General features: G+C 72.4%; 22 protein-coding genes. 7 read left to right on the forward strand and 15 right to left on the reverse strand.

Annotation, left to right across the window (positions count from 1 at the left end):
* The first annotated feature begins 36 nt into the window (after positions 1-36).
* A complete protein-coding gene (locus ABT084_RS05565) occupies positions 37-1,887 on the forward strand; it encodes a phosphoenolpyruvate carboxykinase (GTP) (RefSeq protein WP_351038378.1) in 1,851 nt (616 codons plus the stop codon).
* 109 nt (positions 1,888-1,996) lie between these two features.
* Here the strand turns inward: ABT084_RS05565 and ABT084_RS05570 are convergent, their stop codons facing one another.
* Genes ABT084_RS05570 through ABT084_RS05585 form a run of 4 tightly spaced genes read right to left on the reverse strand, consistent with a single transcriptional unit; the run spans position 1,997 to position 6,540 of the window.
* Positions 1,997-2,626 carry a hypothetical protein gene (locus ABT084_RS05570; RefSeq protein WP_351038379.1) on the reverse strand — a complete coding sequence of 210 codons (630 nt, stop codon included), beginning with the start codon at positions 2,624-2,626 and terminating at the stop codon, positions 1,997-1,999.
* On the reverse strand, positions 2,613-4,238 hold the full coding sequence (locus ABT084_RS05575; protein ID WP_351038380.1) for a substrate-binding and vWA domain-containing protein: 1,626 nt from the start codon (positions 4,236-4,238) through the stop codon (positions 2,613-2,615). The genes ABT084_RS05570 and ABT084_RS05575 overlap by 14 nt, the downstream gene beginning before the upstream one ends.
* Positions 4,235-5,437 (reverse strand): toxic anion resistance protein, encoded by a 1,203-nt coding sequence (locus ABT084_RS05580; RefSeq protein ID WP_351038381.1) that lies wholly within the window; start codon positions 5,435-5,437, stop codon positions 4,235-4,237. The genes ABT084_RS05575 and ABT084_RS05580 overlap by 4 nt, the downstream gene beginning before the upstream one ends.
* Positions 5,434-6,540: a hypothetical protein gene (locus ABT084_RS05585; protein ID WP_351038382.1), complete on the reverse strand. Its 1,107-nt coding sequence runs from the start codon at positions 6,538-6,540 to the stop codon at positions 5,434-5,436. The genes ABT084_RS05580 and ABT084_RS05585 overlap by 4 nt, the downstream gene beginning before the upstream one ends.
* 132 nt (positions 6,541-6,672) lie before the next feature.
* Between ABT084_RS05585 and ABT084_RS05590 the strand changes: the two genes are divergently transcribed.
* Complete coding sequence (locus ABT084_RS05590) at positions 6,673-7,107, forward strand: hypothetical protein (protein WP_351038383.1); 435 nt, start codon at positions 6,673-6,675, stop codon at positions 7,105-7,107.
* 172 nt (positions 7,108-7,279) lie between these two features.
* Here the strand turns inward: ABT084_RS05590 and ABT084_RS05595 are convergent, their stop codons facing one another.
* The 9 genes from ABT084_RS05595 to ABT084_RS05635 form a co-directional block, all read right to left on the reverse strand.
* Positions 7,280-7,672: an SCO4983 family protein gene (locus ABT084_RS05595; RefSeq protein ID WP_351038384.1), complete on the reverse strand. Its 393-nt coding sequence runs from the start codon at positions 7,670-7,672 to the stop codon at positions 7,280-7,282.
* A 79-nt stretch (positions 7,673-7,751) separates the two neighbouring features.
* Positions 7,752-8,963, reverse strand: coding sequence for a pyridoxal phosphate-dependent aminotransferase (locus tag ABT084_RS05600; RefSeq protein WP_351038386.1), 1,212 nt, complete (start codon positions 8,961-8,963; stop codon positions 7,752-7,754).
* Between the two features lie 227 nt (positions 8,964-9,190).
* Positions 9,191-9,769 carry a dihydrofolate reductase family protein gene (locus ABT084_RS05605; RefSeq protein WP_351038388.1) on the reverse strand — a complete coding sequence of 193 codons (579 nt, stop codon included), beginning with the start codon at positions 9,767-9,769 and terminating at the stop codon, positions 9,191-9,193.
* A 94-nt stretch (positions 9,770-9,863) separates the two neighbouring features.
* A complete protein-coding gene (locus ABT084_RS05610) occupies positions 9,864-10,367 on the reverse strand; it encodes a nitroreductase family deazaflavin-dependent oxidoreductase (RefSeq protein ID WP_351038390.1) in 504 nt (167 codons plus the stop codon).
* Between the two features lie 255 nt (positions 10,368-10,622).
* Positions 10,623-11,120 (reverse strand): peptidylprolyl isomerase, encoded by a 498-nt coding sequence (locus ABT084_RS05615; protein WP_351038391.1) that lies wholly within the window; start codon positions 11,118-11,120, stop codon positions 10,623-10,625.
* Positions 11,121-11,322: 202 nt separating this feature from the next.
* Positions 11,323-11,508 carry a hypothetical protein gene (locus ABT084_RS05620; RefSeq protein ID WP_351038393.1) on the reverse strand — a complete coding sequence of 62 codons (186 nt, stop codon included), beginning with the start codon at positions 11,506-11,508 and terminating at the stop codon, positions 11,323-11,325.
* Between the two features lie 78 nt (positions 11,509-11,586).
* Complete coding sequence (locus ABT084_RS05625; RefSeq protein ID WP_351038394.1) at positions 11,587-12,594, reverse strand: YdcF family protein; 1,008 nt, start codon at positions 12,592-12,594, stop codon at positions 11,587-11,589.
* Between the two features lie 31 nt (positions 12,595-12,625).
* Positions 12,626-14,200, reverse strand: a complete 1,575-nt coding sequence (locus ABT084_RS05630) for an N-acyl-D-amino-acid deacylase family protein (RefSeq protein WP_351038395.1) — start codon at positions 14,198-14,200, stop codon at positions 12,626-12,628.
* Entirely contained in the window at positions 14,200-15,501 is a 1,302-nt protein-coding gene (locus tag ABT084_RS05635) for an amino acid deaminase (RefSeq protein WP_351038397.1), read from the reverse strand. Before ABT084_RS05635 ends, ABT084_RS05630 begins: the two co-directional genes overlap by 1 nt.
* Positions 15,502-15,910: 409 nt before the next feature.
* Here ABT084_RS05635 and ABT084_RS05640 point away from each other — a divergent pair, with 409 nt between their 5' ends.
* Both ABT084_RS05640 and ABT084_RS05645 read left to right on the forward strand, forming a co-directional pair.
* Complete coding sequence (locus ABT084_RS05640) at positions 15,911-16,672, forward strand: IclR family transcriptional regulator (protein WP_351038399.1); 762 nt, start codon at positions 15,911-15,913, stop codon at positions 16,670-16,672.
* An 8-nt stretch (positions 16,673-16,680) separates the two neighbouring features.
* Positions 16,681-17,091, forward strand: a complete 411-nt coding sequence (locus tag ABT084_RS05645; protein WP_351038588.1) for a RidA family protein — start codon at positions 16,681-16,683, stop codon at positions 17,089-17,091.
* A 91-nt stretch (positions 17,092-17,182) separates the two neighbouring features.
* Here the strand turns inward: ABT084_RS05645 and ABT084_RS05650 are convergent, their stop codons facing one another.
* Entirely contained in the window at positions 17,183-18,526 is a 1,344-nt protein-coding gene (locus ABT084_RS05650; protein ID WP_351038401.1) for a M14 family metallopeptidase, read from the reverse strand.
* A gap of 127 nt (positions 18,527-18,653) precedes the next feature.
* On the reverse strand, positions 18,654-20,345 hold the full coding sequence (locus ABT084_RS05655) for a chitinase (RefSeq protein ID WP_351038589.1): 1,692 nt from the start codon (positions 20,343-20,345) through the stop codon (positions 18,654-18,656).
* A 382-nt stretch (positions 20,346-20,727) separates the two neighbouring features.
* Here ABT084_RS05655 and ABT084_RS05660 point away from each other — a divergent pair, with 382 nt between their 5' ends.
* Genes ABT084_RS05660 through ABT084_RS05670 form a run of 3 tightly spaced genes read left to right on the forward strand, consistent with a single transcriptional unit; the run spans position 20,728 to position 23,689 of the window.
* Complete coding sequence (locus ABT084_RS05660; RefSeq protein ID WP_351038403.1) at positions 20,728-21,642, forward strand: hypothetical protein; 915 nt, start codon at positions 20,728-20,730, stop codon at positions 21,640-21,642.
* A 36-nt stretch (positions 21,643-21,678) separates the two neighbouring features.
* The gene (cpaB, locus tag ABT084_RS05665; protein WP_351038405.1) at positions 21,679-22,380 is read left to right on the forward strand and encodes a Flp pilus assembly protein CpaB; all 702 of its coding nucleotides are present in this window, start codon (positions 21,679-21,681) and stop codon (positions 22,378-22,380) included.
* Between the two features lie 7 nt (positions 22,381-22,387).
* Positions 22,388-23,689 (forward strand): CpaE/TadZ family protein, encoded by a 1,302-nt coding sequence (locus tag ABT084_RS05670; protein WP_351038407.1) that lies wholly within the window; start codon positions 22,388-22,390, stop codon positions 23,687-23,689.
* Position 23,690: the final 1 nt, after the last annotated feature.

A 23,690-nucleotide genomic window follows, 5' to 3' on the forward strand; every position in this document is an offset into this window, starting at 1 on the left:
GCAAACACCAAACAAACCCCTCAACAAGGAGCAATCGTGGCGCGCGACAACGCGGCTCCCACCACCCACCCGACGGTCCTCCCCACCGATCACGCCGAACTGATCGCCTGGGTCGACGAGATCGCGGCGATCACCGAGCCGGACCGGATCGTCTGGTGCGACGGCTCCGAGGCCGAGTACGAGCGCCTGTGCGAGGAGCTCGTGGCCCAGGGCACGTTCAAGAAGCTCGACCCCGCCAAGCGCCCGAACTCGTACTACGCCGCCTCCGACCCCTCCGACGTCGCGCGCGTCGAGGACCGGACCTTCATCTGCTCCGAGAAGGCCGAGGACGCGGGCCCCACGAACCACTGGAAGGCTCCTTCGGAAATGAAGGAGATCTTTGCGGGCGAGAAGGGGATCTTCCGCGGCGCCATGAAGGGCCGGACGATGTACGTCGTCCCCTTCTGCATGGGCCCCCTCGGCTCCGAGCTCTCCGCGATCGGCGTCGAGATCACCGACTCCGCCTACGTCGCCGTCGCCATGCGCACCATGACCCGCATGGGAGCCCCCGTCCTCGCCGAGCTCGGCACCGACGGGTTCTTCGTCAAGGCCGTCCACACCCTCGGCGCTCCGCTCGCCGAGGGCCAGGCGGACGTCCCGTGGCCGTGCAACACCACCAAGTACATCTCGCACTTCCCCGAGAGCCGCGAGATCTGGTCCTTCGGCTCCGGCTACGGCGGCAACGCCCTGCTCGGCAAGAAGTGCTACGCCCTGCGCATCGCGTCCGTCATGGCCCGCGACGAGGGCTGGCTGGCCGAGCACATGCTCATCCTCAAGCTCACCCCGCCGCAGGGGGAGCCGAAGTACATCGCCGCCGCGTTCCCGAGCGCCTGCGGCAAGACCAACCTCGCCATGCTGGAGCCCACGATCCCCGGCTGGACCGTCGAGACGGTCGGTGACGACATCGCCTGGATGCGCTTCGGCGCCGACGGCCGGCTGTACGCGATCAACCCCGAGGCCGGCTTCTTCGGCGTCGCCCCCGGCACCGGCGAGCACACCAACGCCAACGCCATGAAGACGATGTACGCCAACACCGTCTTCACCAACGTCGCGCTCACCCCGGACGGCTCCGACGTCTGGTGGGAGGGCATGACCGAAGAGGCGCCCGCGCACCTCATCGACTGGAAGGGCAACGCCTGGACCCCGGAGAGCGGGACCCCGGCGGCCCACCCCAACGCCCGCTTCGCCGTCCCGGCCTCCCAGTGCCCGACGATCGCCCCCGAGTGGGAGGACCCCAAGGGCGTCCCGATCTCGGCGATCCTCTTCGGTGGCCGCCGCGCCTCCGCCGTGCCGCTCGTCACCGAGTCCTTCGACTGGAACCACGGCGTCTTCATCGGCTCGAACATCGCCTCCGAGAAGACCGCCGCCGCCGAGGGCAAGGTCGGCGAGCTGCGCCGCGACCCCTTCGCCATGCTGCCGTTCTGCGGCTACAACATGGGCGACTACATGGGTCACTGGATCAATGTCGGAGCCACTGCGACATCCAATGGGGACCAGGCCAAGCTCCCGAAGATCTACTACGTGAACTGGTTCCGCAAGAACGACGCGGGCAAGTTCGTGTGGCCCGGCTTCGGTGAGAACAGCCGCGTCCTGAAGTGGATCGTCGAGCGCCTCGACGGCACCGCCGAGGGCGTCGAGACCCCCATCGGCATCCTGCCGACCGTGGCCTCCCTCGACACCGACGGCCTGGACCTCCCGGCCGCCGACCTCGAGTTCCTGCTCACCGTCGACAAGGAGATCTGGCGCGACGAGGCCGCCCTGGTCCCCGAGCACCTCAACACCTACGGCGACCACACGCCCAAGGAACTGTGGGACCAGTACCACGCGCTCGTCGAGCGCCTCGGCTAGTCCCTCCCCCCACCGGCCGCCCGGGCCGGTGATCCCGGCCACCACCGCGTGGCCCCCTCATACCGAGGCCGGCTGTCCCCGGCCGAGGACCGACGCGGGATGTCCCGACCTAGGACTCCCCGCGACCTTCCAAATAGGTCGTGTGCGTCTGCTGTCGGCGGGCCTCCGTTTCCCGGAGGCCCGCCGTCAAGCGTTCCGCCTCGTCGTACAGCGCCGACAGCTGCCGCTCCAGGTGCTGCTCCGGCGACTCCCCGCCCGGCGTCAGCCGGGTCCACCAGCGGGTCCGGTTGTAGGTGTCCACGCACTCCGGCACGTCCTGCCGGATCCCCCGGGACAGCGCGTGCACCGTCTCCGGGTCCCCGGCGAGTACGTCCGCCACCCAGCCGGGGTCGAGCATCGCCCCGTACAGCTCCATCAGCCCGGCGAGCCGGTCCCCGGCGGCCGGCGTCAGGTCCACCCCCGCCAGGTACTCCCGCAGCCGCCCGAAGTCCTCGCGCAGCGTGCCCAGTTCCTCGGCCGCCTCGGGCACCGGCGGCACGGCGGCGACCTCCGGCGGGGCGATCAGCGCGCCCGCGCCGTACAGCCCCGCCACCACCAGGGGCCAGAAGGTCCCCGCCACCCCCGACACGGTCAGGGCCAGCCCGGCCACGCCTCCGGCGCAGCCCGCCAGGTTCTTCGCCGACTCCAGGTAGGCCAGGACCCGGGCCCCCGCGCCGCCCGCGCCCCTACTGGTAGCCACGGATCTCCTCGAAGGCGCCGTTCAGGGAACCGGTGCCGTCAGTGGCGTCGAAGAGCCGCCCGCCGGTCAGTTCGGTGATGCGGGTGAGTTCCTTGCGGGAGGAGTCGCCGAAGAGCACCGCGAAGACCGGCGTGTGCTTCTGCGCCTCCGGTAGCCCCGCGTAGAAGGACTCGAACTCCTTCGCGCTGTCCCCGCTCTCCCCGTCCGTCATCAGCACGATCGAGGTGAAGGCGTCCGCGTCGCCCTTCCCCAGGTGCTGGTACGCCGCCTTCAGGCTGCCGTACACCGCCGTGCCCCCGTCGGGCTCCAGGGACTTCACGTCGCCGCGGATGGCGTCCAGGGCGCTGCCCGGGTTCCCCGGTTCGACGACGTGCGTCAGGACCTTCTTCACTCCGTCGCCGAAGGGCAGCAGCGTCACCTCCTCGCGGTCCCGGAAGCGCCGCCCCGTCCCCGAAGTGCCGGTGCCCGTCAGGTCGGTGAGCGCCGACTTCAGCCGGCCGATCCGGTTGTCCTCGCCCATCGATCCCGAGGTGTCCAGGACGTACACCGTCCGCGAGGGGCGGCGCAGTACGTTCTCGTACGAGGCCAGCAGCCCGTCCGCGACCGAGAGGCTGCCCGGGAAGGGCAGCTCGCGGCGCTTGTCCGCGGCCAGCCCCGCCGCGGGCGCCACCCCCGGGGCCACCGGGCGGCGGAAGGTCTGCTCGGTGATCGCCTTCTGCGCCTCGGGGCCGCGCAGGTACGCGGTCAGGACCCGGCCCGACTCGCGCGCCCCGGCCGGGGCCGAGGTCAGCAGGGTCAGTGGATAGCCCGCGGTGACCACCCCGTCGCGCGGGCGGATCACCGTCAGGTCCGTCTTGCCGTCCCGGTTCATCGACAGCAGCACCGACTCGTAGTTGACCAGGGCGTCCACGTCACCGCGCTTGGCGTAGGCGGTGGCGAGCCAGCCCGAGGACCCGGAGGTCAGCTTCTGCCCGGTGAAGAACTCCTTGAGCCGCGGGGTGGCCTGGGCCACGTCCGCGTCCGTCAGCGCGGCCTGCGCGCCCGAGAGGCCCGAGGCGACCGAGACCAGCGCGGAGAAACCGGAGTTGGAGCGCAACGGATCGGTCATCCCGTACGACAGCTTCCCCGCGGCCACCGCCTCGTGCACGGCGGACCAGGTGACCTCCTCCGGCTTCCAGCCGAGCCGGGCCATGGCCTGCGGCCGCACCCCGAGCGCGACCGGCGAGGACATCACGGGGGTTTCGGAGCTGAGCTTCCCGGCCGCCCCCGGGCGCAGCCGCAGGTAGTCGTTGGAGGACAGCCAGATCGCGTCGTACTTCCCGTCGGCCTTGCCCGAGGCGACCTGCTCGGCCGCGTCCAGGGTGCCCGACCAGGTCAGCTCGACGGTGACCCCGGTGGCCTTCTTCGCCCGGTCCAGGACGGGCCCCAGGTCCGCCAGCTCGCTGGAGGCCAGCACCCGCAGCGTGCCGTCCCGGTACGTCGTCGCCTTGGGGCCGCCCGAAGCGCCGTCCGAGGAGCCGCCCGAGGTGCAGGCGGTGGACCCGAGCAGGGCGGCGGTCAGCGCCACGGCGGCCGCGAGCCGTCTGCGGATCACCGCGGTACGCCGGCTCACCGCTCGCCCCCTTCGAGGGCGCCCGCGGTGCGGGTGCGCGCCAGGTAGCCCGACGCCGCCTGGAGTTCGCCGGTCAGCGACTCGATGGTGGCGGCCATGTTCTCGGTGGCCTGCACCTTGAAGGTGTCGATGGTGTCGAGGGTCCGGTAGATCTGCGCGAACGCGGCGCGCAGGGTCTCCGCGCCGACCGCCGGATCGGCGGCGATCCGCTGGATCTCCCCGCTCTGCGTGGCCAGCATCTCCGCGTTCCCGCGGATCAGCCCTTCGGTGGTGTCGCGCAGGGTGTCGACCTGCTCGATCACCTTGCGCTGGCTGTCGAGGGCGGTGGCCAGCATGACGGCGATCCGCAGCGCCGAGACCGTGGTGGTCGCGGCCCGGTCGACGCCCTTGACCAGCTCGTCGTTGGTGCGCCGCACCACGTCCATGGCCAGGTACCCCTGCGCGCACACCGCGAGCTGGGTGAGCAGGTCCTGGTGCTTCTGCCGGACCGGGAACAGGACGTCCGCGCGCAGCGCGTCGGCCTGCGCCGGGTCGGTGTGCTCGGTCTCGGCGATCCGCTGCCCGATCGCCGCGTCGAGGGCCTCGGTGAGGACGGCGCACTCCTGGAGCCGGCCCATCGTCTCCCACAGCCGGGCCCGCTCGGTGTGCAGCGCGGCGTTGTCGCGGCGCAGCTCGTCCTGGCCGCCGCGCAGCGCGCCGACGATCCGGTTGAGGGTGGCCTGCGAGGAGGCGTACTTCGCCACGTGGTCCCGGAACCGGTTGCCGCCCGGGAGCTTGGCGAGGAGGCGGCGGGCGCCCTTGGCGGGGCTCTCGCGCGGATCCAGGTCCTCGACGGTGCGGCGCAGCTCCACCAGCGAGCCCGCGACCCGGGCCTGCGCGTCCCCGCCGTCGGTGCCCAGGGAGCGCACGGCCCGGTCCAGCATCCGGTTGGACTGCTGGGCGGCGCTGCGGATGTCGGCGCCGCCGAGCCCGGTCATCTCGCCGATGCGCTGCGCGAATTCGGGTGAGCGGGCGTCGAGTCCGGCGAGCGAGGCGACGTACTCCCCGGCCCGGCGGGCCATCTCGTCGCGGACCCCGTCCTCCATCGGCACGAGACCGGTGGCCTGTTCCTTGCGGATCGCGGCGACGGGCTCGGGGGCGGTCAGGACCAGCGGGCTGTCCCCGGGGCCGCCGGGGCCCTCGGGAGGTGTCAGTGTCATGGCGTGTCCCCCTGCGCCTCGGCGCGCGCCGCGAGCGTCATCAGGATGGTGACGGTGGGCGTGTTCACCTGGCGGATTCCGGTGAGCTTCTGGTTGAGGTAGTCGGTGTGCGGGGCGGTGGCGGTGGTGAACTCGATGAGGCCGTCCTGCGGCCGCAAGCCGTGCCGGACGGCCAGCTGCCGCAGCGCGGGGTCGGTGGCGAGCAGGCCGCCGAGGTCCTTGGCCTTGTCGTTCAGCGGCACGAAGCTGTGCGCCGAGTTGACGGTGGTGTCCGGGTAGAGCACCACCATGGCGGCGAGGTCGGCGGGCTGCTGCTTCTGCAGCAGGAGCGCGGCCACCTGGGACTCGTACACCAGGATCAGTGGATCGCCGGCGCCGCTGACGAAGGCCCGGAAGGGGTCGTCCGTGGAGGGCGGCAGGGCGCCCTGGACGGCGATCAGCTTGCGCAGCAGGGGAGCCGTGCGGTTGATGCCCGCGTCGTCGGAGACGACGGTGTTGCCGTTGGCGACGTTGGAGGCCGCGGCGAGGAAGAGGGCGCCGGAGTTGGAGGAGGCGGGATCGGTGGTCTTGATGAACACCGTGCCGGTCAGCTCGGCGTCGGCCGCGGCGCCGGGCAGCTGCTGCCAGGTGCGGTCCTCGGCGGCTGCCTTGAGGTAGGGGCCCATGAGCAGGGTCCCGGTGTGCGTGCCGGTCATGGTCACGAGCTTGTTGTCGGCGAGCACCTTGGCGGCGTTCGCGCGGGCCACGACGACGAGCGGCGAGTAGAAGGGACGGGTGGTCTGAGCGCCCTGGAGCTTGGCCTTGGCCTCGATCCCGTGGGCGGGCTCACTGCTGCTGGGGAAGGCGAAGTCGTACTGGTCCAGGGGCAGTTTGTCCATCGCCCAGGATCCGGACGTCTCCGTCCTGACGGTGTAGCCCTTGGCGGCCAGGGCCTTCACCACATCGGGGTCGTTGAAGAACTCGGCCTTCTCCGAACCGATGACTCCCCGCACGGTCCTCGTTGCCGTGCTCGCTGTGCCCGGGTCTCCGTGGCCCACGAGGATCACGGCGATGACGCCGCCGATCAGGAGGGCCGCCAGGGCGATTCCGAAGATGCGTCTCACGGGGGCAGCGTGCTCACGGAAACACACATTCCGCGCGCGGTTGAGTGAACGTCAGGTGAGCAGGTGGTCCCACTTCGACCGCGGGTGAATCATCGGTGGCATGAGGCAAGGATGCGCAGTCGTGAGGCGGCCATGAAGCAAGTGAGCGGGTGGCTGGCCGCGCTGGTGATGGTGGCCGCGGGGCTGGTCTTCGTCCCGTTCGCCCTGTACGTGTGGGCGAGCAGCGGGCCGGAGCCCTCCGGGGCGGCGGCGCGGCCGGTGGCCGAGGACGTGGCGGTGACGGGCTGCCGAATCGATCCGGCCAGCCGTCGGGTGCTGGCCCGGGTCGAGGTGGTGAGCCGGACCGGGCGGCCGGGCTCGTACGTCGTGACCGTCGAGTTCCGCCAGGGCGGTACCGGGGGCTCCGGCGCCACCGGGAGCGACGTGCCGGTGCAGTCGCTGGTGCGGGTGGCCGCCGTGCGGCCGGGCGAGGTCGGCCAGGGAGAGGCGGTCGGCCCGGCGTGGCCCGCGGGCGTGGTGCCGTGGTGCGGGGTGGCGTCGGTGGAGCTGTCCCCGACCACGGGGTGAGGCGCGCGGGGTCCCGCGGAGGGCGCGCGGCGCGCGGGCGGAGGCGGCAAGGGCGCGCGGCGCGCGGGCAGGGGCCGCGCGGGCGGCTTCCGCACGGGCCCGCGGCGCACGCGCGCGGGCCGGGGAGCATGGCACCCGGTCCGAGGCCTCCGCGGCCCCGGACCGGGGCCGTCTAGAGGGCGCCTGCCGGGTCGGCGGCGGCGGAGTGCGCGTCCATGCGCTCGGCGGCGAGGATCGCCACGGCGGTGTCGGCGCGCGAGGCGGCGACGACGAGGGCGCGGCCGGCGAGGTCGTGGGCGCGCTGGTGCAGGGCGCAGCGGTCGGCGTCCCCGTCGGCGGCGGGCCTGCCCTGGATCCGGGTGGGCACGCGGCCGCGCAACCGGGCGACCTCGGCGGAGATCCGGTCGGCGGCCTCGTCCAGCCCCAGCTCGTCGGTGACGGCGAGCAGGGCGGACAGGTGGCCGGCGAGCTGGCTGTCCAGCGCTTCGGCGCGGCTGCTGTGCGGGTATTCGGCGCGGCCGCCGCCCATGCGGTGGACCGACTTGGTGCGGATCGGCTCGTACATGAGGGGGCCTCCTGCGGTGTCAGGAGACCATCCTACATTGGATCCGTTCTAAAGTTGAGCTGAATCCGGCCGTAGCCCGTCAGTGCTGGCTGTAGCCGTCCAGGAAGGTCCCGATCCGGGTCACGGCGTCGGCCAGGTCCTTGGCGCTGGGCAGGGTGACGATCCGGAAGTGATCGGGCTCGGGCCAGTTGAAGCCCGTACCGTGCACGACCATGATCTTCTCGGCCCGCAGCAGGTCGAGGACCATCTGCCGGTCGTCCTTGATCTTGTAGACCGAGGGGTCCAGCTTCGGGAAGAGGTACAGCGCTCCCTTGGGCTTCACGCACGTGATGCCCGGGATCTGCGTGAGCAGGTCGTACGCCGTGTCGCGCTGCTCCAGCAGCCGCCCGCCCGGCAGCACCAGGTCCACGATCGACTGACGGCCGCCGAGGGCGGTGGCCACGGCGTGCTGCGAGGGCATGTTCGCGCACAGGCGCATGTTGGCCAGGATCGTCAGGCCCTCGATGTAGGACGAGGCGTGCTTCTTGGGGCCGCAGACCGCCATCCAGCCGGAGCGGTAACCGGCGACGCGGTAGTTCTTGGAGAGCCCGTTGAAGGTCAGGGTCAGCAGGTCCGGCGCGATGGCGGCCGTCGGCGTGTGCGTGGCGCCGTCGAACAGGATCCGGTCGTAGATCTCGTCCGAGCAGACCACGAGGTTGTGGCGGCGGGCGATGTCCGTCAGCCCGCGCAGCATCTCGTCGTCGTAGACCGCGCCGGTCGGGTTGTTCGGGTTGATGATCACGATCGCGCGGGTGCGGTCGGTGACCTTCCGCTCGATGTCGGCCAGGTCCGGCATCCAGTCGGCCTGCTCGTCGCACCGGTAGTGCACGGCGGTGCCGCCGGCCAGCGACACGGAGGCGGTCCACAGCGGGTAGTCGGGCGCCGGGACGAGCACCTCGTCGCCGTCGTCCAGCAGGGCCTGCATGGACATCTGGATCAGCTCGGAGACCCCGTTGCCGATGTAGATGTCCTCGACGTCCAGGTCGATGCCCTTCGTCTGGTAGTGCTGCATCACCGCGCGGCGCGCGGACAGCAGCCCCTTCGCGTCCCCGTAGCCGTGGGCCGTGCCCAGGTTGCGGAGCATGTCCTCGAGGATCTCGGGCGGGCACTCGAAGCCGAAGGCCGCCGGGTTGCCCGTGTTGAGCTTAAGGATGCGATGACCTGCCGCTTCGAGCCGCATGGCCTCTTCGAGCACGGGCCCGCGGATCTCGTAGCAGACATTGGCGAGTTTCGTTGACTGGATCACCTGCATGGCCGGAGCTTACGGGGCCCGGCGCCCCCGTGCTGCGGTATTCGGCCTGCCGAGTGAAGGGTGAATTGCCCCGGTTCGGGAGATGGGCGGGGTGGCGGCGGGCCGCGCCCTTGGAAACGGGGGCGCACTCGCGTTCCGACCTGCGGAATGGGTGCGTCGCACAGGAAGGGCCCGGGCCGGTGTTGCGCTCGTCACGCCGGGGTCCGCCGGGGGGCCGGACCTCCGGGTCAGAGCACGGCGTACGTCGTCTGCATGAAGCCCGCGTCCAGGACCTTGGCGGCGGTCAGCTGGAGGTCGATGTCCTTCTTCAGCGCGCCGAAGAGGGGCAGGCCCTCGCCGATCAGGACCGGGGCCGTGGTGATGATCAGCTCGTCCAGCAGGTCCTCCCGCAGGAAGGTCTGGATCATCTTGCCGCCGTCCACGTACACGTTCCGCGCGCCCCGCTCGGTCAGCCCGGCCAGCAGCTCCGCCAGCGAGCGGTAGACCGTGACGCGCGGGTCGTCCGTGGTCAGCGTGGTGCTGAGGACCGCGACGCGCTTGTCCCCGTACGGCCAGAAGCCGAAGGAGAGCACCTTCTCGTACGTGTTGCGGCCCAGCGCCAGGGTGTCGATCCCCGCCATGAACTCCTCGTAGCCCGTCTCACCGGCCTGCGCGCCGCGCAGGGTGAGCCACTCGATGTCGCCGTCCGGGCGCGCGATGAACCCGTCGAGGCTGACCCCGATGGTCACGGCCGTCCGGAACGGCCGGTCGGCGCGCCGCGCGGGCCGCTCGGCGGGGTCCATGCGGTAGCTGGTCGGGTCGCTCATGAAGGGGGCCTCCGCGTGTGGTCGTCCGTTCATTCCACCACGCGGGTGAGGGGCGGGCGCCATTGCGGTGATGGCGCTTCTCGCTCTCATTGGATCAACGATGACGAACGCCGCTCATGCTCCGCCAACGTCCGGGCGCGGCCGGTCCGTTCCCGCAGCGCTCGATGATGACCAGGGGGATCTCGCGGGGCGTGCGGGCCTGGTCGTCCTCGTACGGGGGCCACAGCGCCGTCATCACCGGCCAGTACGCCTCGCGTTCCGCCGGGGTGGCCGGGCGGGCCTTTGCCTGGAAGGGGACCGGGTCCGTCTGGACGCGGACCTCGGGGTCCGCTTCGAGGTTCTGGTACCAGTCGGGGTGGTCCAGTGCGCCGAAGGCCGAGGCGGCGACGATCAGGCGGCCCTCGTCCTCGGCGTAGATCAGCGGGGTGCGGGCCGTGCGGCCGGTGACGCGGCCGATGGTGGTGAGCAGGAGCGTGGGGACGCCGTGCCAGAGGTGTCCGTCGATGCCGCCGGTGGCCACGTACTCGCGTACGTGCGCCAGCTCCCGCTCGCCCAGCGGATCTGCGGGGTGGTCCCAGTCGACGTCGGCCTTCTGCATGGCGTGCCTGCCCTCCACGGTGCGGACTTGGCGTTGCGGTTGTGCGCGGCTAACGAGGCGCCGCCGGTTCCGTCACCCTGGCCGTGGCGACCGTGGTGCGGGGCGGCCGGGGAGCGTGTCGGGCGCGCCCCCGGCCGCGTCGCTCGGGCCCGTTCGGCGCCGGGCCCGTTCGGAGCCGGGCCCGTTCGGCGCCGGGCCCGTTCGGCGCCAGGTCCGTCCGGCGCCGGGCCCGTTCGGCCTCAGGCCCGCTCGGCCTCAGGCCCGCTCGGCCCGCTCGATCAGGACCGGCTCGACCGGTACGTCGCCGTGCCCGCCCGCGCGGCCCGTCCTGACCGCGGCGATGGCGTCGACGACCTCCCGGCCCTCGGTGACCGCGCCGAAGACGGCGTAGCCGAAGCCGCCCGGGGTCGGCGAGGTGTGGTCCAGGAAGGCGTTGTCCGCGGTGTTCACGAAGAACTGCGAGGTCGCCGAGTGCGGGGCGCTCGTCCGGGCCATGGCGACGGTGTAGGCGGTGTTCTTGAGGCCGTTCGCCGCCTCGTTCCGCACCGGCGGCAGCGTGGGCTTCTGGTTCATGTCCGGGGTGAAGCCGCCGCCCTGGTTCATGAAGCCGGGGATGACCCGGTGGAAGACCGTGCCGTCGTAGTGGCCGTTGTCGACGTAGGAGAGGAAGTTCGCCACCGTGGCGGGCGCCTTCTCCTCGTCGAGGTCGATCACGATGGCGCCGAAATTGGTGGTCAGCCTGACCTGGGGCATGGGGTCGTCCCGGTCCCTTCTGGGAGTGCGCAGATGCGGAGGTGCGCAGGTGCGGCGATGCGGAAGTGCGGAGGGGAAGCCGGGTGCGGCTCCGGCCTCCAGCTTCGCAGACCTGGCATTACGTGCCACCACGGGGGATAGGCGCAGGTGGAGGGCGTGCGGAAGCCCCGGGGACGGGTGCGCCCCCGGGGCCGGTCGCCGGCTACGGGAGGTAGCGCTCGATGACCGCCGGGCCCTCCTTCTCCATCAGCTCTCGTGCCTTTTCGAGCCGCTCCGGAGTCGGGTCCTGCCCGCGCGCCATCACGAGGTCTTCGGGGTCGTACGGCCGCTCCCCGCCCGAGAAGAGCTTGGCCGGCCGACTGGGCTGCTGGTCCGATTCACTGTCCATCGCGTACCTCCTCCACTGCCCCCTGGCCCCATCCTGCGGCGCCACGCCCGCCAGCGCACCTCGGCCGCGCGGGCCCGGCTACGCGGCCAGCGTCAGCAGTGCCCCGCCCGCCGCCAGCGTCCCGCAGATGGCCAGGTTGACCACCTTGTGCTCCATGAACACCGCGACGAACTCGCGGATCGTGGCGCTCGGCCAGAAGTACGCGGCCGTCGGCGCGCCCAGCACCTGGCCGTTGACCCGCGCCTTGCGCGCCATCATCGCGGCCCGGAAGGCGTGGAAGTTGTTGGTGACGACCACGCACCGGTAGCCCGGGGTGTCCCCGGCCATGATCCGCTCGCTGAACAGGAGGTTCTCCTCCGTCGTGCGGGACTGGTCCTCCAGCCGGAGGTGCCCGGCCGGGACGCCCTCCGCGATCAGCCAGTCCGCCATCGCCCGCGCCTCGGAGACCTTCTCGTCCGAGCCCTTGCCGCCCGAGGGCAGCAGCACCGGCGGCTTCCCGCCCCGGGCCACCTGGGCCCGGTGGATCTGCATGCCCTTGCGCAGCCGGGAGGCCAGCAGCGGCGGCACCCGGTCGCCGCCGATCAGGCCGGAGCCCAGCAGCACCACGTAGTCGACGTCGCCGCGCACCGTGATCCGCCCGTACAGGTACGCGTACCCGAGGAAGCAGAGGAAGAGGAAGGACACGTACAGCGCGACCAGGCCCACCGTGACGGTCGCGGCGGCCGCCTTGGCCGAACCACTGTGCGCCGCCAGCACCGGCAGGGCGAGCAGCCCGAGGATGCCGAGCCCGGCCAGCAGGGACAGCAGGTTGCCCAGGCTGCGCCCCTCCTTGCGGACCATCGTCACGCCGTTGGCGATCAGGAAGAAGGCCAGGGCCACCACCCCGAGCGCGGGGACCGCGAACACCGCCAGCGCGACGAACGGGCCGATCCCGCCCGGCGCGTGCCGCAGCTGCGCGAGCAGGCCGAGCAGGAAACCGATGCAGGTCAGGCCCAGGTACACCGCGTTGCGAAAGCGCCGCCGGTCCTCCCGGGCGCTGATACCGAAGAGGACGAGGAACAGCAGGGCCGGGGCAAAGGCGAACATGTCGGCCATCCTAGGTGGCGAAGATGAATGATCAACGGCCGCGATACGGGGTCCTGCGGACCGAGCGCCCGGCCAGCACGTCCGTCCTGCGGCCGTCCCGGATCACCGGGCGTCCGTCGATCAGCACGTGCGGGATCCCGGTGGGCGCAGCCCGCGGTTCCTCGTACGTCGACCCGGCCGCGACCGTGTCCGGATCGAAGAGCACCAGGTCCGCCCGGTACCCCTCGCGCACCAGCCCCCGGTCCGGCAGCCGGAGCCGGGCCGCCGGGCGCCCCGACAGGTGCGCCACGCACTCCTCCAGCGAGAGCACCCCGAGCTCGCGGACGTAGCGGCCGAGGTAGTGCGGGAAGGTGCCGTACGCCCTCGGGTGAGGCTTCGCGCCCCGCAGGATGCCGTCCGAACCACCGGTGTGCACCCGGTGGCGCATGATCGCCCGTACGTTCTCCTCGTGCCCCACGTGCTGCAGGACCGTCGGCGCCAGCCGGTCCCGGAGCAGCAGGTCCCGCGCGGTGTCCCAGCCGTCGAGGCGGGCGCCGACGTACCCCGCGAGGGCCGGGTCCGCGACCCCGGAGATCTCGATCGTCGACCAGTCCACCGGCACCCCGTGGCAGCCGTCCGCGCCCGTCACCTCCAGCGCGTGCCGGATCCGCCCGGCCTCGGCGTCGTCCCGCAGCCGGGCCAGCACCGCCTCGGGGCCGCCCTCGTTCGCCCAGCTGGGCAGCAGCGCCACGAGGGTGGTGCAGCCCGGCGTGTACGGGTAGCTGTCGAGGGTGATGTCCGCGCCGTCGGCGAGCGCCGCGTCCAGCAGGTCCAGGAGCGAGCCGGCCCGGCCCGCGTTCTCGGCGAAGTTCATGGTGGCGTGCGCGAGGTGCAGGGCGCAGCCCGCCTCCCGGGTCAGCGCGACCATCTCGGCGTAGGCGGCGAGCGCGCCGCGCCCGTACGAGCGGTGGTGCGGGCAGTAGTAGCCGCCGTACGAGCCCACCACCCGGCACAGCTCGGTCAGTTCGGCGCCCGACGCGTACATGCCCGGGGTGTAGGTGAGCCCGGACGACATCCCGACCGCGCCCTGCGCCAGGCCCTCGGCGACCAGCCGCCGCATCCGGTCCAGCTCGGCGGCGGACGCGGGCCGGTCGTCCCAGCCCACCGCGTACGCCCGGACCGTGCCCTGCGGGACCAGATAGGCGGCGTTCACCGCGATCCCGCGGTCGAGCCGGTCGAGGTACTCGCCGACCGTGCGCCACTCCAGGCCCGGGTCCAGGTCGGCGCCGTCGCCGTTCCAGCCCGCGATGGCGGTGCGCACCTCGCCGAGCGTCCGGTCGTCGACCGGGGCGTACGACAGGCCGTCCTGGCCCAGGACTTCGAGGGTCACGCCCTGGGCGGCCTTCGCGCTGTGGTCCGGATCGCGCAGCAGGGCGAGGTCGCTGTGCGCGTGCATGTCGATGAAACCGGGGGCCAGCGCGAGCCCGTCGGCGTCCAGGGTCCGGCGGCCGCCGGAGCGGATCCGGCCGATCGCGGCGATCCGGCCCTCGTGCACGGCGACGTCGGCCGGGTACGAGGGCCCGCCCGAGCCGTCCAGGATCCGGGCTCCGCGGATGACGAGGTCCATCAGAAGAAGGTGCGGACGAACTCGGTGACCGTGCCGTCCGCCGCCACCACCGGGATCAGCTGCCACTTCTCGAAGATCGTGCAGGGGTGGGACATAGTGAGCGCCACCAGGTCGCCGACCTCCAGGTCCCCGGCGCCGTCGGTCTCCAGCCAGGCGTGCTGGTCGGACAGCTTCACCAGGCGCACCCCCTCGGCCGGGCGCTCCACCCCGTCGCGGGCCCCGCGCACCAGCTCGGGCACCGGCAGCCCGAGGTCGTACGCCAGGTCGCGCTTGCCCGCGTTCAGGAAGGCCTGGGTGGGGGAGGGGCGGGAGACGACCTGGGCCCACAGCCGGAAGGCGGGGCGCAGCGCGCCTTCTTCGGGCACCCGGTTGAAGGGGGTCAGCTTGCCGTACCAGTCGTGGTCGTGGGAGACGTACGCGCCGGAGCGCAGCAGCTTGAGGACCGGCGCCGACAGGGGCGGCAGCTCGGCGAAGACCTCGGCGACGCTGTCGAACCAGGCGCTGCCGCCCGCGCTCAGCACGATCTCCTCGCCCGGGGCGAGGGCGCCGAAGCGGCCCTCCTTGTCTAGGGCGGTGGTGAGCGCGGTCAGCCGGCGCAGCCAGGCGCCGACCTTCGCGGCGTCGGCCCCGGGCACCTCGGCCTCGTAGCCCGCGACGCCGACCAGGCGCAGGGTCGAGGTGCGCTCGACCGCGTCCGCGAGGGCGTGGCATTCGGCCTCGGTCCGGGCGCCGGTACGGGCCCCCTCGCCCGCGCCGAGCTCGATGACCACGTCGACCGGGCGGGTGCGGTCGGCCTCGGCCAGGGCCTGGTCCATCAGCTCGATGCCGCGCAGGGAGTCGACGTAACAGACGAACCGGAAATCGGGGTCGGCGGCGAGTTCGGCGGCGACCCAGCGCAGGGCGGCGGGGTCGACGAGCTGGTTGGCGAGGAAGATCCGCTGGATGCCGAAGGCGCGGTAGACGCGGGCCTGGTGGGGCATCGCGGCGGTGATGCCCCAGGCGCCGTGCTCCAGCTGGCGCTCGAACAGCTGCGGGGACATGCAGGTCTTGCCGTGCGGGGCGAAGGCGAGGCCGTGGCGGGCGGCGTAGTGGCCCAGCAGGGCGAGGTTGTGCGCGAGGGCGTCGGCGTCCAGGGTCAGGACGGGGGTGGTGAACCCGCCGGTGTGCAGGTCGCGGCGCTGGGCGGCCAGGTCTCCGACGGTGAGGCCGGTGGTCTGGGCGTCCGGGGGGAGGCCCTTGAAGCGGTGGTCGACCGGTTCGTCGGCCAGGTGCTTGACGGTGTCCGTGGGGGAGTGGGCCATGGGTGCCTCCTCGCGTTGCGTGTGCTGCAACGGTCGTTGCGGGTTGTGGCTCCCGCTGTCTAACATCCCGGGTGACGACGGGTCAAAGTGACCCGTGGCCCCCTCAACCACCGGGCACCCCGCCCTGTCCGCCCCGCCGAGGCAGGACGTGCCTCCGGCGGCGCCTCAATCGCCGGCGGGGCTGATGTGGGCTCGGGACCGTGTTCCGGCCTCGCCGAGGCCGGACGTGCCTCCGGCGGCGCCTCAAACGCCGCGGGGCTGATGTGGGCTCGGGTGGCGTCGTGAGGGGCCGGGGGGCTGAAGATCGGCCTCGCCGGCGTGTGAGGCGCCCCCGGAGGGCGGATCGGCCGCGCCCGCACGGTGGGTGGGGGGAGTACGGGTCCGGGGCGGAGCCCCGGGGAGGAGTGGGATGAGTCAGTCGGTCGACCGGGCGCTCGGGATCCTGCCGCTGCTCGCCCGCGGCCCCGCCGACCTCGGCGGAGTCGCCCGCGAGCTGGACGTGCACAAGAGCACCGCCCTGCGCCTCCTGCGCACCCTGCACGCGCACGGCCTCGTCTACCGCCAGCCCGACGGCCGCTACCGCCTCGGCGCACACCTCTTCGCCCTCGCCGCCGAGGCCGTCGAGAACCTGGACGTGCGCGAGATCGCCCACCCCCACCTCGTCGACCTCGGCGCCCGCACCGGCCACACCGTGCACCTGGCCGTCCACCAGGACGACGAGGTCGTGTACATCGACAAGGTCGACAGCCGTTACCCCGTCCGCATGTACTCCCGCATCGGCAAGCCCGTCCCGCTGACCGTCGCCGCCGTCGCCAAGGTGCTCCTCGCCGACCTCCCGGAGGGCGAGCGCCGCGCGCTCGCCGCCCGCGTCGACTACCCGCGGTACACGGCCCGCTCGGTCCCGGACGCCGACGCCTTCCTGCGCGAGCTGGCGCTCGTACGCGAACAGGGCTGGGCCGCCGACCTCGGCGGACACGAGGACTCGATCAACTGCGTCGGCGCGCCCGTGCGCGGCGCCGACGGGCGGGTCGTGGCCGCGATGTCGCTGTCCGCGCCCACCGTGGTGGTCACCGCGCAGGAACTGCTCGAGCTGCTGCCGGTGATCCGGCGCAGCGCCGAGGCCATCAGCCGGGAGTACTCCGGTTCCGATCCGATGAAGGAAGAGAAGTGACCGTGCCCGTGACCGAGAAGACGGCCCTCACCCCCGCCACCCACACCGCCCCGCCCGCGAAGTTCTCGCACGGCGTGCGCAAGGGGAACATCCTCCAGGTCGCCGGGCAGGTCGGCTTCCTGCCCGCCGTCGCCGGCCGGCCGCCGACGCCTGCCGGGCCCACGCTGCGCGAGCAGACCCTGCAGACGCTGGAGAACGTCCGCTCGGTCCTGGAGGCGGGCGGCGCGAGCTGGGACGACGCGATGATGATCCGCGTGTACCTCACGGACACCGGGCACTTCGCCGAGATGAACGAGATCTACAACGCGTACTTCGAGGAGCAGGGCCTGAAGGCCGCCCCGGCCGCCCGCACCACGGTCTACGTCGGCCTGCCCGCCGGCCTGCTCGTGGAGATCGACGCCCTCGCCGTCCTCGGCTGACGGCGCGCACGACCGAGGGGCGCCCCCCTGGCGGTGGGGCGCCCCCGTCACGTCCGGACGGACCGGACGCGCTAGGCGGTGCGGTACCGCGCTACGCGGTGCAGTACTGCGCTTCCTTGCCGATCGAGCGGTACATGCAGTCCGCGTTCTCCAGGAGCTGGAGCACCGCGTCCTTGTTGCGCGCGGTCTCGCGGTCGATCACCTCGTCGGGCGGGTAGAACCCGCCGCCGCTGCCGGACTCGCCGGGGTACATCTCGAAGGTGTAGGTGAAGATCTTCTGCGTGCCCCACAGGAAGTCGTCGATCGTGCCGTCCGTGATGTACAGGTCGCTCGACTGCTCGGGGGTGTAGCCGTTGCTCGCGGCCATGCTGGTGCCGATCTTCTTGTAGACCGCGAGGTCGTCCGCCGTCAGGCCCGGGGCGGTGTCGTTGTAGGTCCACCCGTAGGGCCACAGGACCAGCTGGCTGTAGGTGTGGAAGTCGATGGACGCCTTGATCTGCTGCTTGCCGCCGATGACGCGGCTGCGCGCGAAGTCCGCGACGACCTTGACCTCGGGGGCCGACTCGCCCGCCGTGCCGCGGTAGGTCTCGGAGCTCTTGCTGCTGGAGGAGCCGCCGCAGCAGCCCCACTTGTAGTCCCAGTTCCGGTTCAGGTCGGTGCCGACGGCGGAGGAGCCGGAGTTGGGCTGCCGGTTCTTGCGCCAGGACCGGTAGGAGCCGGAGGCGATGTCGTACTCGCCGCCGTCCGGGTTGAGGTCCGGGACGACCCAGATCTCGCGGCCGTTGACCATGCTGGTGATGCGGGGGTCGGTGCCGTACTTGGAGCCGAACTCCTTGAGCAGGTACAGCGCCATCTCGACCGTGAGGTGCTCGCGCGCGTGCTGGTGCGCGGTGAAGAGCACCTCGGGCTCGTTCTCGTCGATCGCGACGTTGTCGCTGATCTTGATGGCGACGATGTCCCGGCCCTGGTACGACTTCCCGATCACCCGCTTGCTCATGATGCCCGGGTAGGCCGCGATGTCCTGGTCGATCTCCGCGTTGGCCTCGGCGTAGTTGTGGTACTTCGAGTCGGCCGAGGGGAAGTCGAAGGGGGCGGCGGCGATGCCGGGCAGGGACCGGTCCGGCGGTCCGGCCAGCGCGGTCAGCTCGTAGCCGCGGGCGCGCAGGGCCTTGGCCTGCGCGGGGTCGGCGCTGACGACCACGGTGTGGTCGTCCACCTCGTCGATCGACACGCCGGACGAGAGCAGCGCCGTGCGGTCGGCGGCCGAGGAGGGGCCGTGGATGCGGTACTGGACGATCGCCTCGTCCTGGGTCTGGGTGGAGGGGGTGGGCGGGGGTGAGGCCGTGGCGGCGCTCATGCCGTAGGCGGGTGCGCCGAGCGCGAGAGCCAGCAGGGCCGCCGTGACGGCGGCCCTTCGGCGGGCGTGGAGCCGCATGCGTTCTCCTGGGTGGGGAGTGTGGGGGTAGCCGTGCGGACGCGCACAGCGTCCGCCCGTGGCATGTCCAGGTCAAGAGTCGGTATCCGGTCATGGGCCGGGATCCGGCCACCCCCACAGGTACCCGCTACGGCAGCCCGTGGACGTGCGGACCCACCGCGTTGGACCAAGCACTACCCGCCTTGGCGTCCCAGTTGGTCGACCAGGTCATCGCACCGCGCAGACCCGGGTAGGTCTTGGACGGCTTGAAGGATCCGCAGTTCGTGCCCTTGGCCAGGCAGTCCAGCGCGTTGTTCACGACGGTCGGCGAGACGTAGCCGCTGCCCGCGCCGCTGGGCGAGGCCGGGACGCCCAGGCCCACCTGCGAGGGGGCGAGGCCGCCCTCCAGCTGGATGCAGGCCAGCGCGGTGAGGAAGTCCACCGAGCCCTGGGAGTAGACCTTGCCGTCGCAGCCGTTCATCGAGCCGCTGTTGTAGTACTGCATGTTGACCACGGTCAGGATGTCCTTGACCGCGAGCGCCGTCTTGAAGTAGCCGCCCTGCGTCGACTGCATGTCGATGGTCTGCGGGGCCATGGTCAGGACGAAGGAGGAGCCGGCCTTCTGGGCCAGGGAGCGCAGGGCCTGGGTCATGTAGGTCGGGTTGAGGCCGTTCTCCAGGTCGATGTCGATCCCGCTGAAGCCGTACTCCTGCATCAGGGCGTAGGCCGAGTTCGCGAGGTTGTTCGCCGAGGCGGAGTCGTTGACCGAGATCGTGCCCTTCTCGCCGCCGATCGACAGGACGACCGACTTGCCGGCCGCCTTCTTCGCCGCGATGTCCGCCTTGAACTGCGCCACCGTGTAGCCGCCGAGCCCGGCCGAATCGAGGGCGAAGGTGATGGCGCCGGGCGTGGTGGTGGCGTCGGCGAAGGAGACCGCGATGATGTCGTACTGCGCCTGGACGTCGGAGATCTTCTGGACGGTCGCGCCGTTGTTGAAGTTCTGCCAGTAGCCGGTCAGCGCGTGCTTGGGCACGGACGGGTTCGGGCCCGGATCGCCCCCGCCGCCGGTCGTGGCGGCGCTGACCGCCGCCGAGCGCGGGCCCTCGCCCGCCTGGTTGTACGCGCTCACCTGGAGGGAGTACGTCGTCGAGGCGGCCAGGTTCTGGAGCTGGGCCGAGGTGGCTCCGGTGACCGTCTGGACCCGGGCGCCGTCCTGATAGACGTAATAGCCGCTCGCTCCGCTGACCGCGTTCCACGAAAGGGTGAGTGCGCTCTGGCTCTGGCCGGAAACCGCGAGCCCGGCCGGGGCGCCGGGGACGGAGGGCCCCGGGTCGGTGCCGCCGCCCCCGTCGGGGCCGAACACGCTGAAGTCGTCGGCGTAGTAGGCGCTCTGGCCGTACCAGCCGTGCGTCCAGACGGTGACCTGGGTGGTGCTCGGGCCGGTGCTGAAGGTGGTGGACAGCTTCTGCCAGCCCGAGCCGGAGCCAGGGGTCCAGGTGGAGACGTCCTGGGTGCCGGTGCCGGTCGCGCCGAGGTACACGTAGGAGCCCTGGACCTGCGTGCTCAGGGTGTAGGTCGAGTTCGGCTTGACCGTGACGGTCTGGCTGCACTGGGCGTTGTCCTGGCCCGCCGGGGTGGCCTTGAGGGCTCCGGCGCCGGCGAAGACGGGGGAGGCGACGGCCGCGCCGCTGGCCCCCGTACAGCTCCAGTTGGACAGGCCGGACTCGAAGCCGCCGTTGCGGGCGACGTTGACGTCGGCGGCCTGTGCGGTGCCGGCGGTGAGGGCGGTCAGCCCGGCGGCGGTGAGGGTGGTGGCGCCCAGCAGGGCGAGCGTCCGCATGCGTTTCACGAAGGACTCCGGTGGGGGGAGTGGGGCGGCGGGGATGGGGGAAAGCGGTGGGAGAGCGGCGAGGGCGGGGCAAGTGGGGTGCACCGTCGTCGAGTTGGTAGCCAAGTTGGTCCAGACCAATCCCCGTGTCAAGGGTCTTTGCGATGTGGCCGGAATTGGGCGGCCGCGGGTTCCTTGTTGTCCCGGTTTCCGGCCACCTGTGACCGGTGGCCGCGGCACGGGAATCCGCAAGCCCCTGCCCCGCCAGGGAGGACGCGGATATGGTGCTCGGGCAGGAGGGAAGCGCGTCGGTCGTTTGCGGTCGCGCAGCATGTGCGCGGACGCGACGGCTACGCGAACGTCCGTGGCGTACGGGGTGAACAGGGGGATCCGCGTGCCGACCGCCATCGCTGTCACCAGTGCCGATCTGGTGCTGCCCGCCCCCGACCGGCACACCCCGGCGGCCGCCGTGCTGCACCCGCCCGAGGAGCTGGATCTGGAGGGCTCGCTCGCCGAGATCACGGCCTTATTGGAGCGGCACGGGCACGTCGTGGCCGTCGTGCCGTCCTGGCTGCCGACCGCCACGGTCCGCCGGCTGCACACCGTACGGGCCATCCTGGAAAGCGACCGGATCGCGCTCATCGGCACCGATCTGCCGCCGCTGGGAGCGGCTCTGCTGGTGCGTCAGCTGCGCCAGCTGAGCGTGTGCGATTTCAGTCCCGGAATCATTGCGTCCGCCGCTCGGCTGCTCTCCCACTACATCTACGCGGGCGCCCTGCTCGGGTCCGTCGCCAAGCTCGACCGGGTCCCGGTCGGCCTCAAGGCGCACGCGAGGTCCTGGAGCCCGGGCGCCCAGTTCGCCGTACTCGCCCACCCCGAGCCCCACCTGGTCAAGCTGCCCGGCTCCGGCGGGGGCGGCGGGGCGCACGGCGGCGGGGCCGCCGTCCTGCCGCCCGGACCCGGCTTCGCCACCCACCTGACCTTCGCCAGGGGCCAGCTCGCCTCCGACTGGGTCACCGCCGAACTCGCCCCGGCCTGGCAGGTCCAGGGCGTCATGGAGAATCCGCTGCCCGCCGATTCGCCCGCCTGGTGGGCCACCGGCAAGCTCGTCGAATTCGCCGCGGCCATCCCCGACATCGCCATGCTCTACCAGCTGGTCGCCTCGGTCCGCCGCGAGCTGTGCCGCTGGTGCGGGGCCGAACTCATCGGCGACCGCTGTGGATTCTGCGCCGCCCCGCTCGCCGCACCACCCGCGGCCGCCCCCGGAGCCCGCTCCGGACCCGGCCCCGCGCCCCGCCCCAGATCCTGACCGGCCCGAACGAAGAACGACGAGGTAGTCCCGGCCATGAACTCACGCCAGCGCCGCGGCGTCATCCTGCTGCTCCTGTCGGTCCTGTGCGCCCTCGGCGCCCTCGCCGGGGTGCTCGCGGTGATCGGCGACGTCAACTCGAAGGTCGGCCCCGAGGTCGTGGCGTACCGGGCCAAGGGCGACATAGCGCCCTACAGTCCCCTGAACGCGGGCCAGTTCGAGGAGATCAAGATTCCCAAGCGCTGGCTCTCCACCACCGCCGTCAGCGATCTCGGCGCGGTCCGGGACAAGATCGCGCTCACCACCCTGCGCAAGGGCTCCCTGCTCCAGAGCGACATGGTCGTCGACAAACCGCAGCTCCAGGCCGGTGAGCAGGAGATCGCCATCATGATCGACGCGGCGACGGGAGTGGCCGGAAAGATCTACTCCGGGGCCAAGGTCAACATCATCGCCACCTTCAAGGGGGCCAAGGAGGCCGACCCCGCCCGCTCGGTGATCATCGTCGCCAGCGCCCGCGTCATCAACGTCGGCAAGCTGACCTCCCTCGACAAGGACAGCAACCGCACCGGACCGGCCGAGGTGGTCCCGATCACCTTCGCCCTGAACACCAAGGACACCCAGCGCGTCGCCTACGCCGAGTCCTTCGCGGCGCACGTCCGCCTGGCCCTCGTGGCCCCCGGCACCGAATCGGTGCCCGCCCCGAGCGACCGCACGTACACCCTCGACGGGGACAAGTGAGGCCCGGATGACCACCCGAATCCTCCCCGCGGTCAGCGACCCGGAGGCCGCCCGCTCCATCATCACCCTGCTCAGCCAGCTCCCCGAGGCCGAACCGGCCGCGCCCGTGCCCGACTCCACCTCGCTCCTGGACACCCTGGCCCGGCTCGCGGGGGAGTCCCTCGACGAGCTGCCCGAGGTGGTGCTCGTCCACGAGCGGATCGGGCCCGTGCCCGCGCTGGAGCTGATCCGCGAGGTGGCCCTGCGCTTCCCGGCGGTCGGCGTCATCCTGGTCAGCTCCGGCGCGGGCCCCGGCCTCTTCTCCGCCGCCATGGACTCCGGCGCCCGCGGCCTGATCGGGCTGCCGCTGTCCTACGAGGAGCTCGCCGCCCGCGTCCAGGCCGCCGCCCAGTGGTCCGTGGGCGTACGCCGCCACCTGGGCCGGGGCCCCGACGTGCTGCCCGGCCCGGGCGGCCGGGTGGTCACCGTCACCGGGGCCAAGGGCGGGGTGGGCACCACCTTCACCGCGGTCCAGTTCGCGCTGGCCGCGGCCGCCTCGGGGCGGCGTACCGCACTGGTGGACATGGACCTCCAGGCCGGGGACGTCGGCTCGTACCTCGACGTGCAGTTCCGGCGCTCCATCGCCGACCTCGCCGGGATCCAGGACATCTCGCCGCGCGTGCTCCAGGACGCGGTGTACGACGACCGCACCGGGCTCGCGCTGCTGCTGGCCCCCGGCGAGGGGGAGCGCGGCGAGGAGGTCGACGAGCGGGCCACCCGGCAGATCGTCGGAGCCCTGCGCGGCCGCTACGACCTCGTCGTCATCGACTGCGGCACCCAGCTGACCGGGGCGAGCGCCACCGCCGTGGAGAGCGCGGACGTGGCGGTCCTGGTCACCACCCCGGACGTGGTCGCCGTACGCGCCGCCAAGCGGATGGTGCGGATGTGGGAACGGCTCCAGATCCGCAAGGCGGAGGAGACCTCCCTGGTCGTCAACCGCTGGACCAAGCACACCGAGATACAGCCCTCGCTCATCCAGAAGATCACCAAGACCCGGGCCACCCGGACCCCGGTCCCGGCCGTCTTCAAGGAACTCCAGGCCGTCGTGGACGCGGGCCGGGTCCAGGACCTCGACAACCGTTCCACCGTCAAGCAGGCCCTGTGGACCCTGGCCGGGGAGCTGGGCCTGCTGACCGCCCCGGAGGCCGAGGAGCCCGCGGCCGCGCCCGGCGGCGCCCTCGCGGTGCGCGCGGCCGGCGGGGTGGCCCGGCTGCGGGGCGCCGACCGCGGCTCGGTGAGCCCGTGGCGGCGCCGGGCCGGGGAGGGCTGAG

It is taken from the genome of Streptomyces sp. NPDC002138, from assembly GCF_040296485.1.
In the GTDB taxonomy this organism is placed as follows: Bacteria; Actinomycetota; Actinomycetes; order Streptomycetales; family Streptomycetaceae; genus Streptomyces.

Coding starts and splice junctions, on each gene's coding strand:
- ABT084_RS05590 (WP_351038383.1), top strand. CDS start 6,673: ATGAAGCAAGTGAGCGGGTGGCTGGCCGCGCTGGTGATGGTGGCCGCG.
- ABT084_RS05630 (WP_351038395.1), bottom strand. CDS start 14,200: ATGGACCTCGTCATCCGCGGAGCCCGGATCCTGGACGGCTCGGGCGGG.
- ABT084_RS05625 (WP_351038394.1), bottom strand. CDS start 12,594: ATGTTCGCCTTTGCCCCGGCCCTGCTGTTCCTCGTCCTCTTCGGTATC.
- ABT084_RS05615 (WP_351038391.1), bottom strand. CDS start 11,120: ATGCCCCAGGTCAGGCTGACCACCAATTTCGGCGCCATCGTGATCGAC.
- ABT084_RS05600 (WP_351038386.1), bottom strand. CDS start 8,963: ATGCAGGTGATCCAGTCAACGAAACTCGCCAATGTCTGCTACGAGATC.
- ABT084_RS05655 (WP_351038589.1), bottom strand. CDS start 20,345: ATGCGGACGCTCGCCCTGCTGGGCGCCACCACCCTCACCGCCGCCGGG.
- ABT084_RS05620 (WP_351038393.1), bottom strand. CDS start 11,508: ATGGACAGTGAATCGGACCAGCAGCCCAGTCGGCCGGCCAAGCTCTTC.
- cpaB (WP_351038405.1), top strand. CDS start 21,679: ATGAACTCACGCCAGCGCCGCGGCGTCATCCTGCTGCTCCTGTCGGTC.
- ABT084_RS05605 (WP_351038388.1), bottom strand. CDS start 9,769: ATGAGCGACCCGACCAGCTACCGCATGGACCCCGCCGAGCGGCCCGCG.
- ABT084_RS05610 (WP_351038390.1), bottom strand. CDS start 10,367: ATGCAGAAGGCCGACGTCGACTGGGACCACCCCGCAGATCCGCTGGGC.
- ABT084_RS05650 (WP_351038401.1), bottom strand. CDS start 18,526: ATGCGGCTCCACGCCCGCCGAAGGGCCGCCGTCACGGCGGCCCTGCTG.
- ABT084_RS05635 (WP_351038397.1), bottom strand. CDS start 15,501: ATGGCCCACTCCCCCACGGACACCGTCAAGCACCTGGCCGACGAACCG.
- ABT084_RS05640 (WP_351038399.1), top strand. CDS start 15,911: ATGAGTCAGTCGGTCGACCGGGCGCTCGGGATCCTGCCGCTGCTCGCC.
- ABT084_RS05595 (WP_351038384.1), bottom strand. CDS start 7,672: ATGTACGAGCCGATCCGCACCAAGTCGGTCCACCGCATGGGCGGCGGC.
- ABT084_RS05580 (WP_351038381.1), bottom strand. CDS start 5,437: ATGACACTGACACCTCCCGAGGGCCCCGGCGGCCCCGGGGACAGCCCG.
- ABT084_RS05670 (WP_351038407.1), top strand. CDS start 22,388: ATGACCACCCGAATCCTCCCCGCGGTCAGCGACCCGGAGGCCGCCCGC.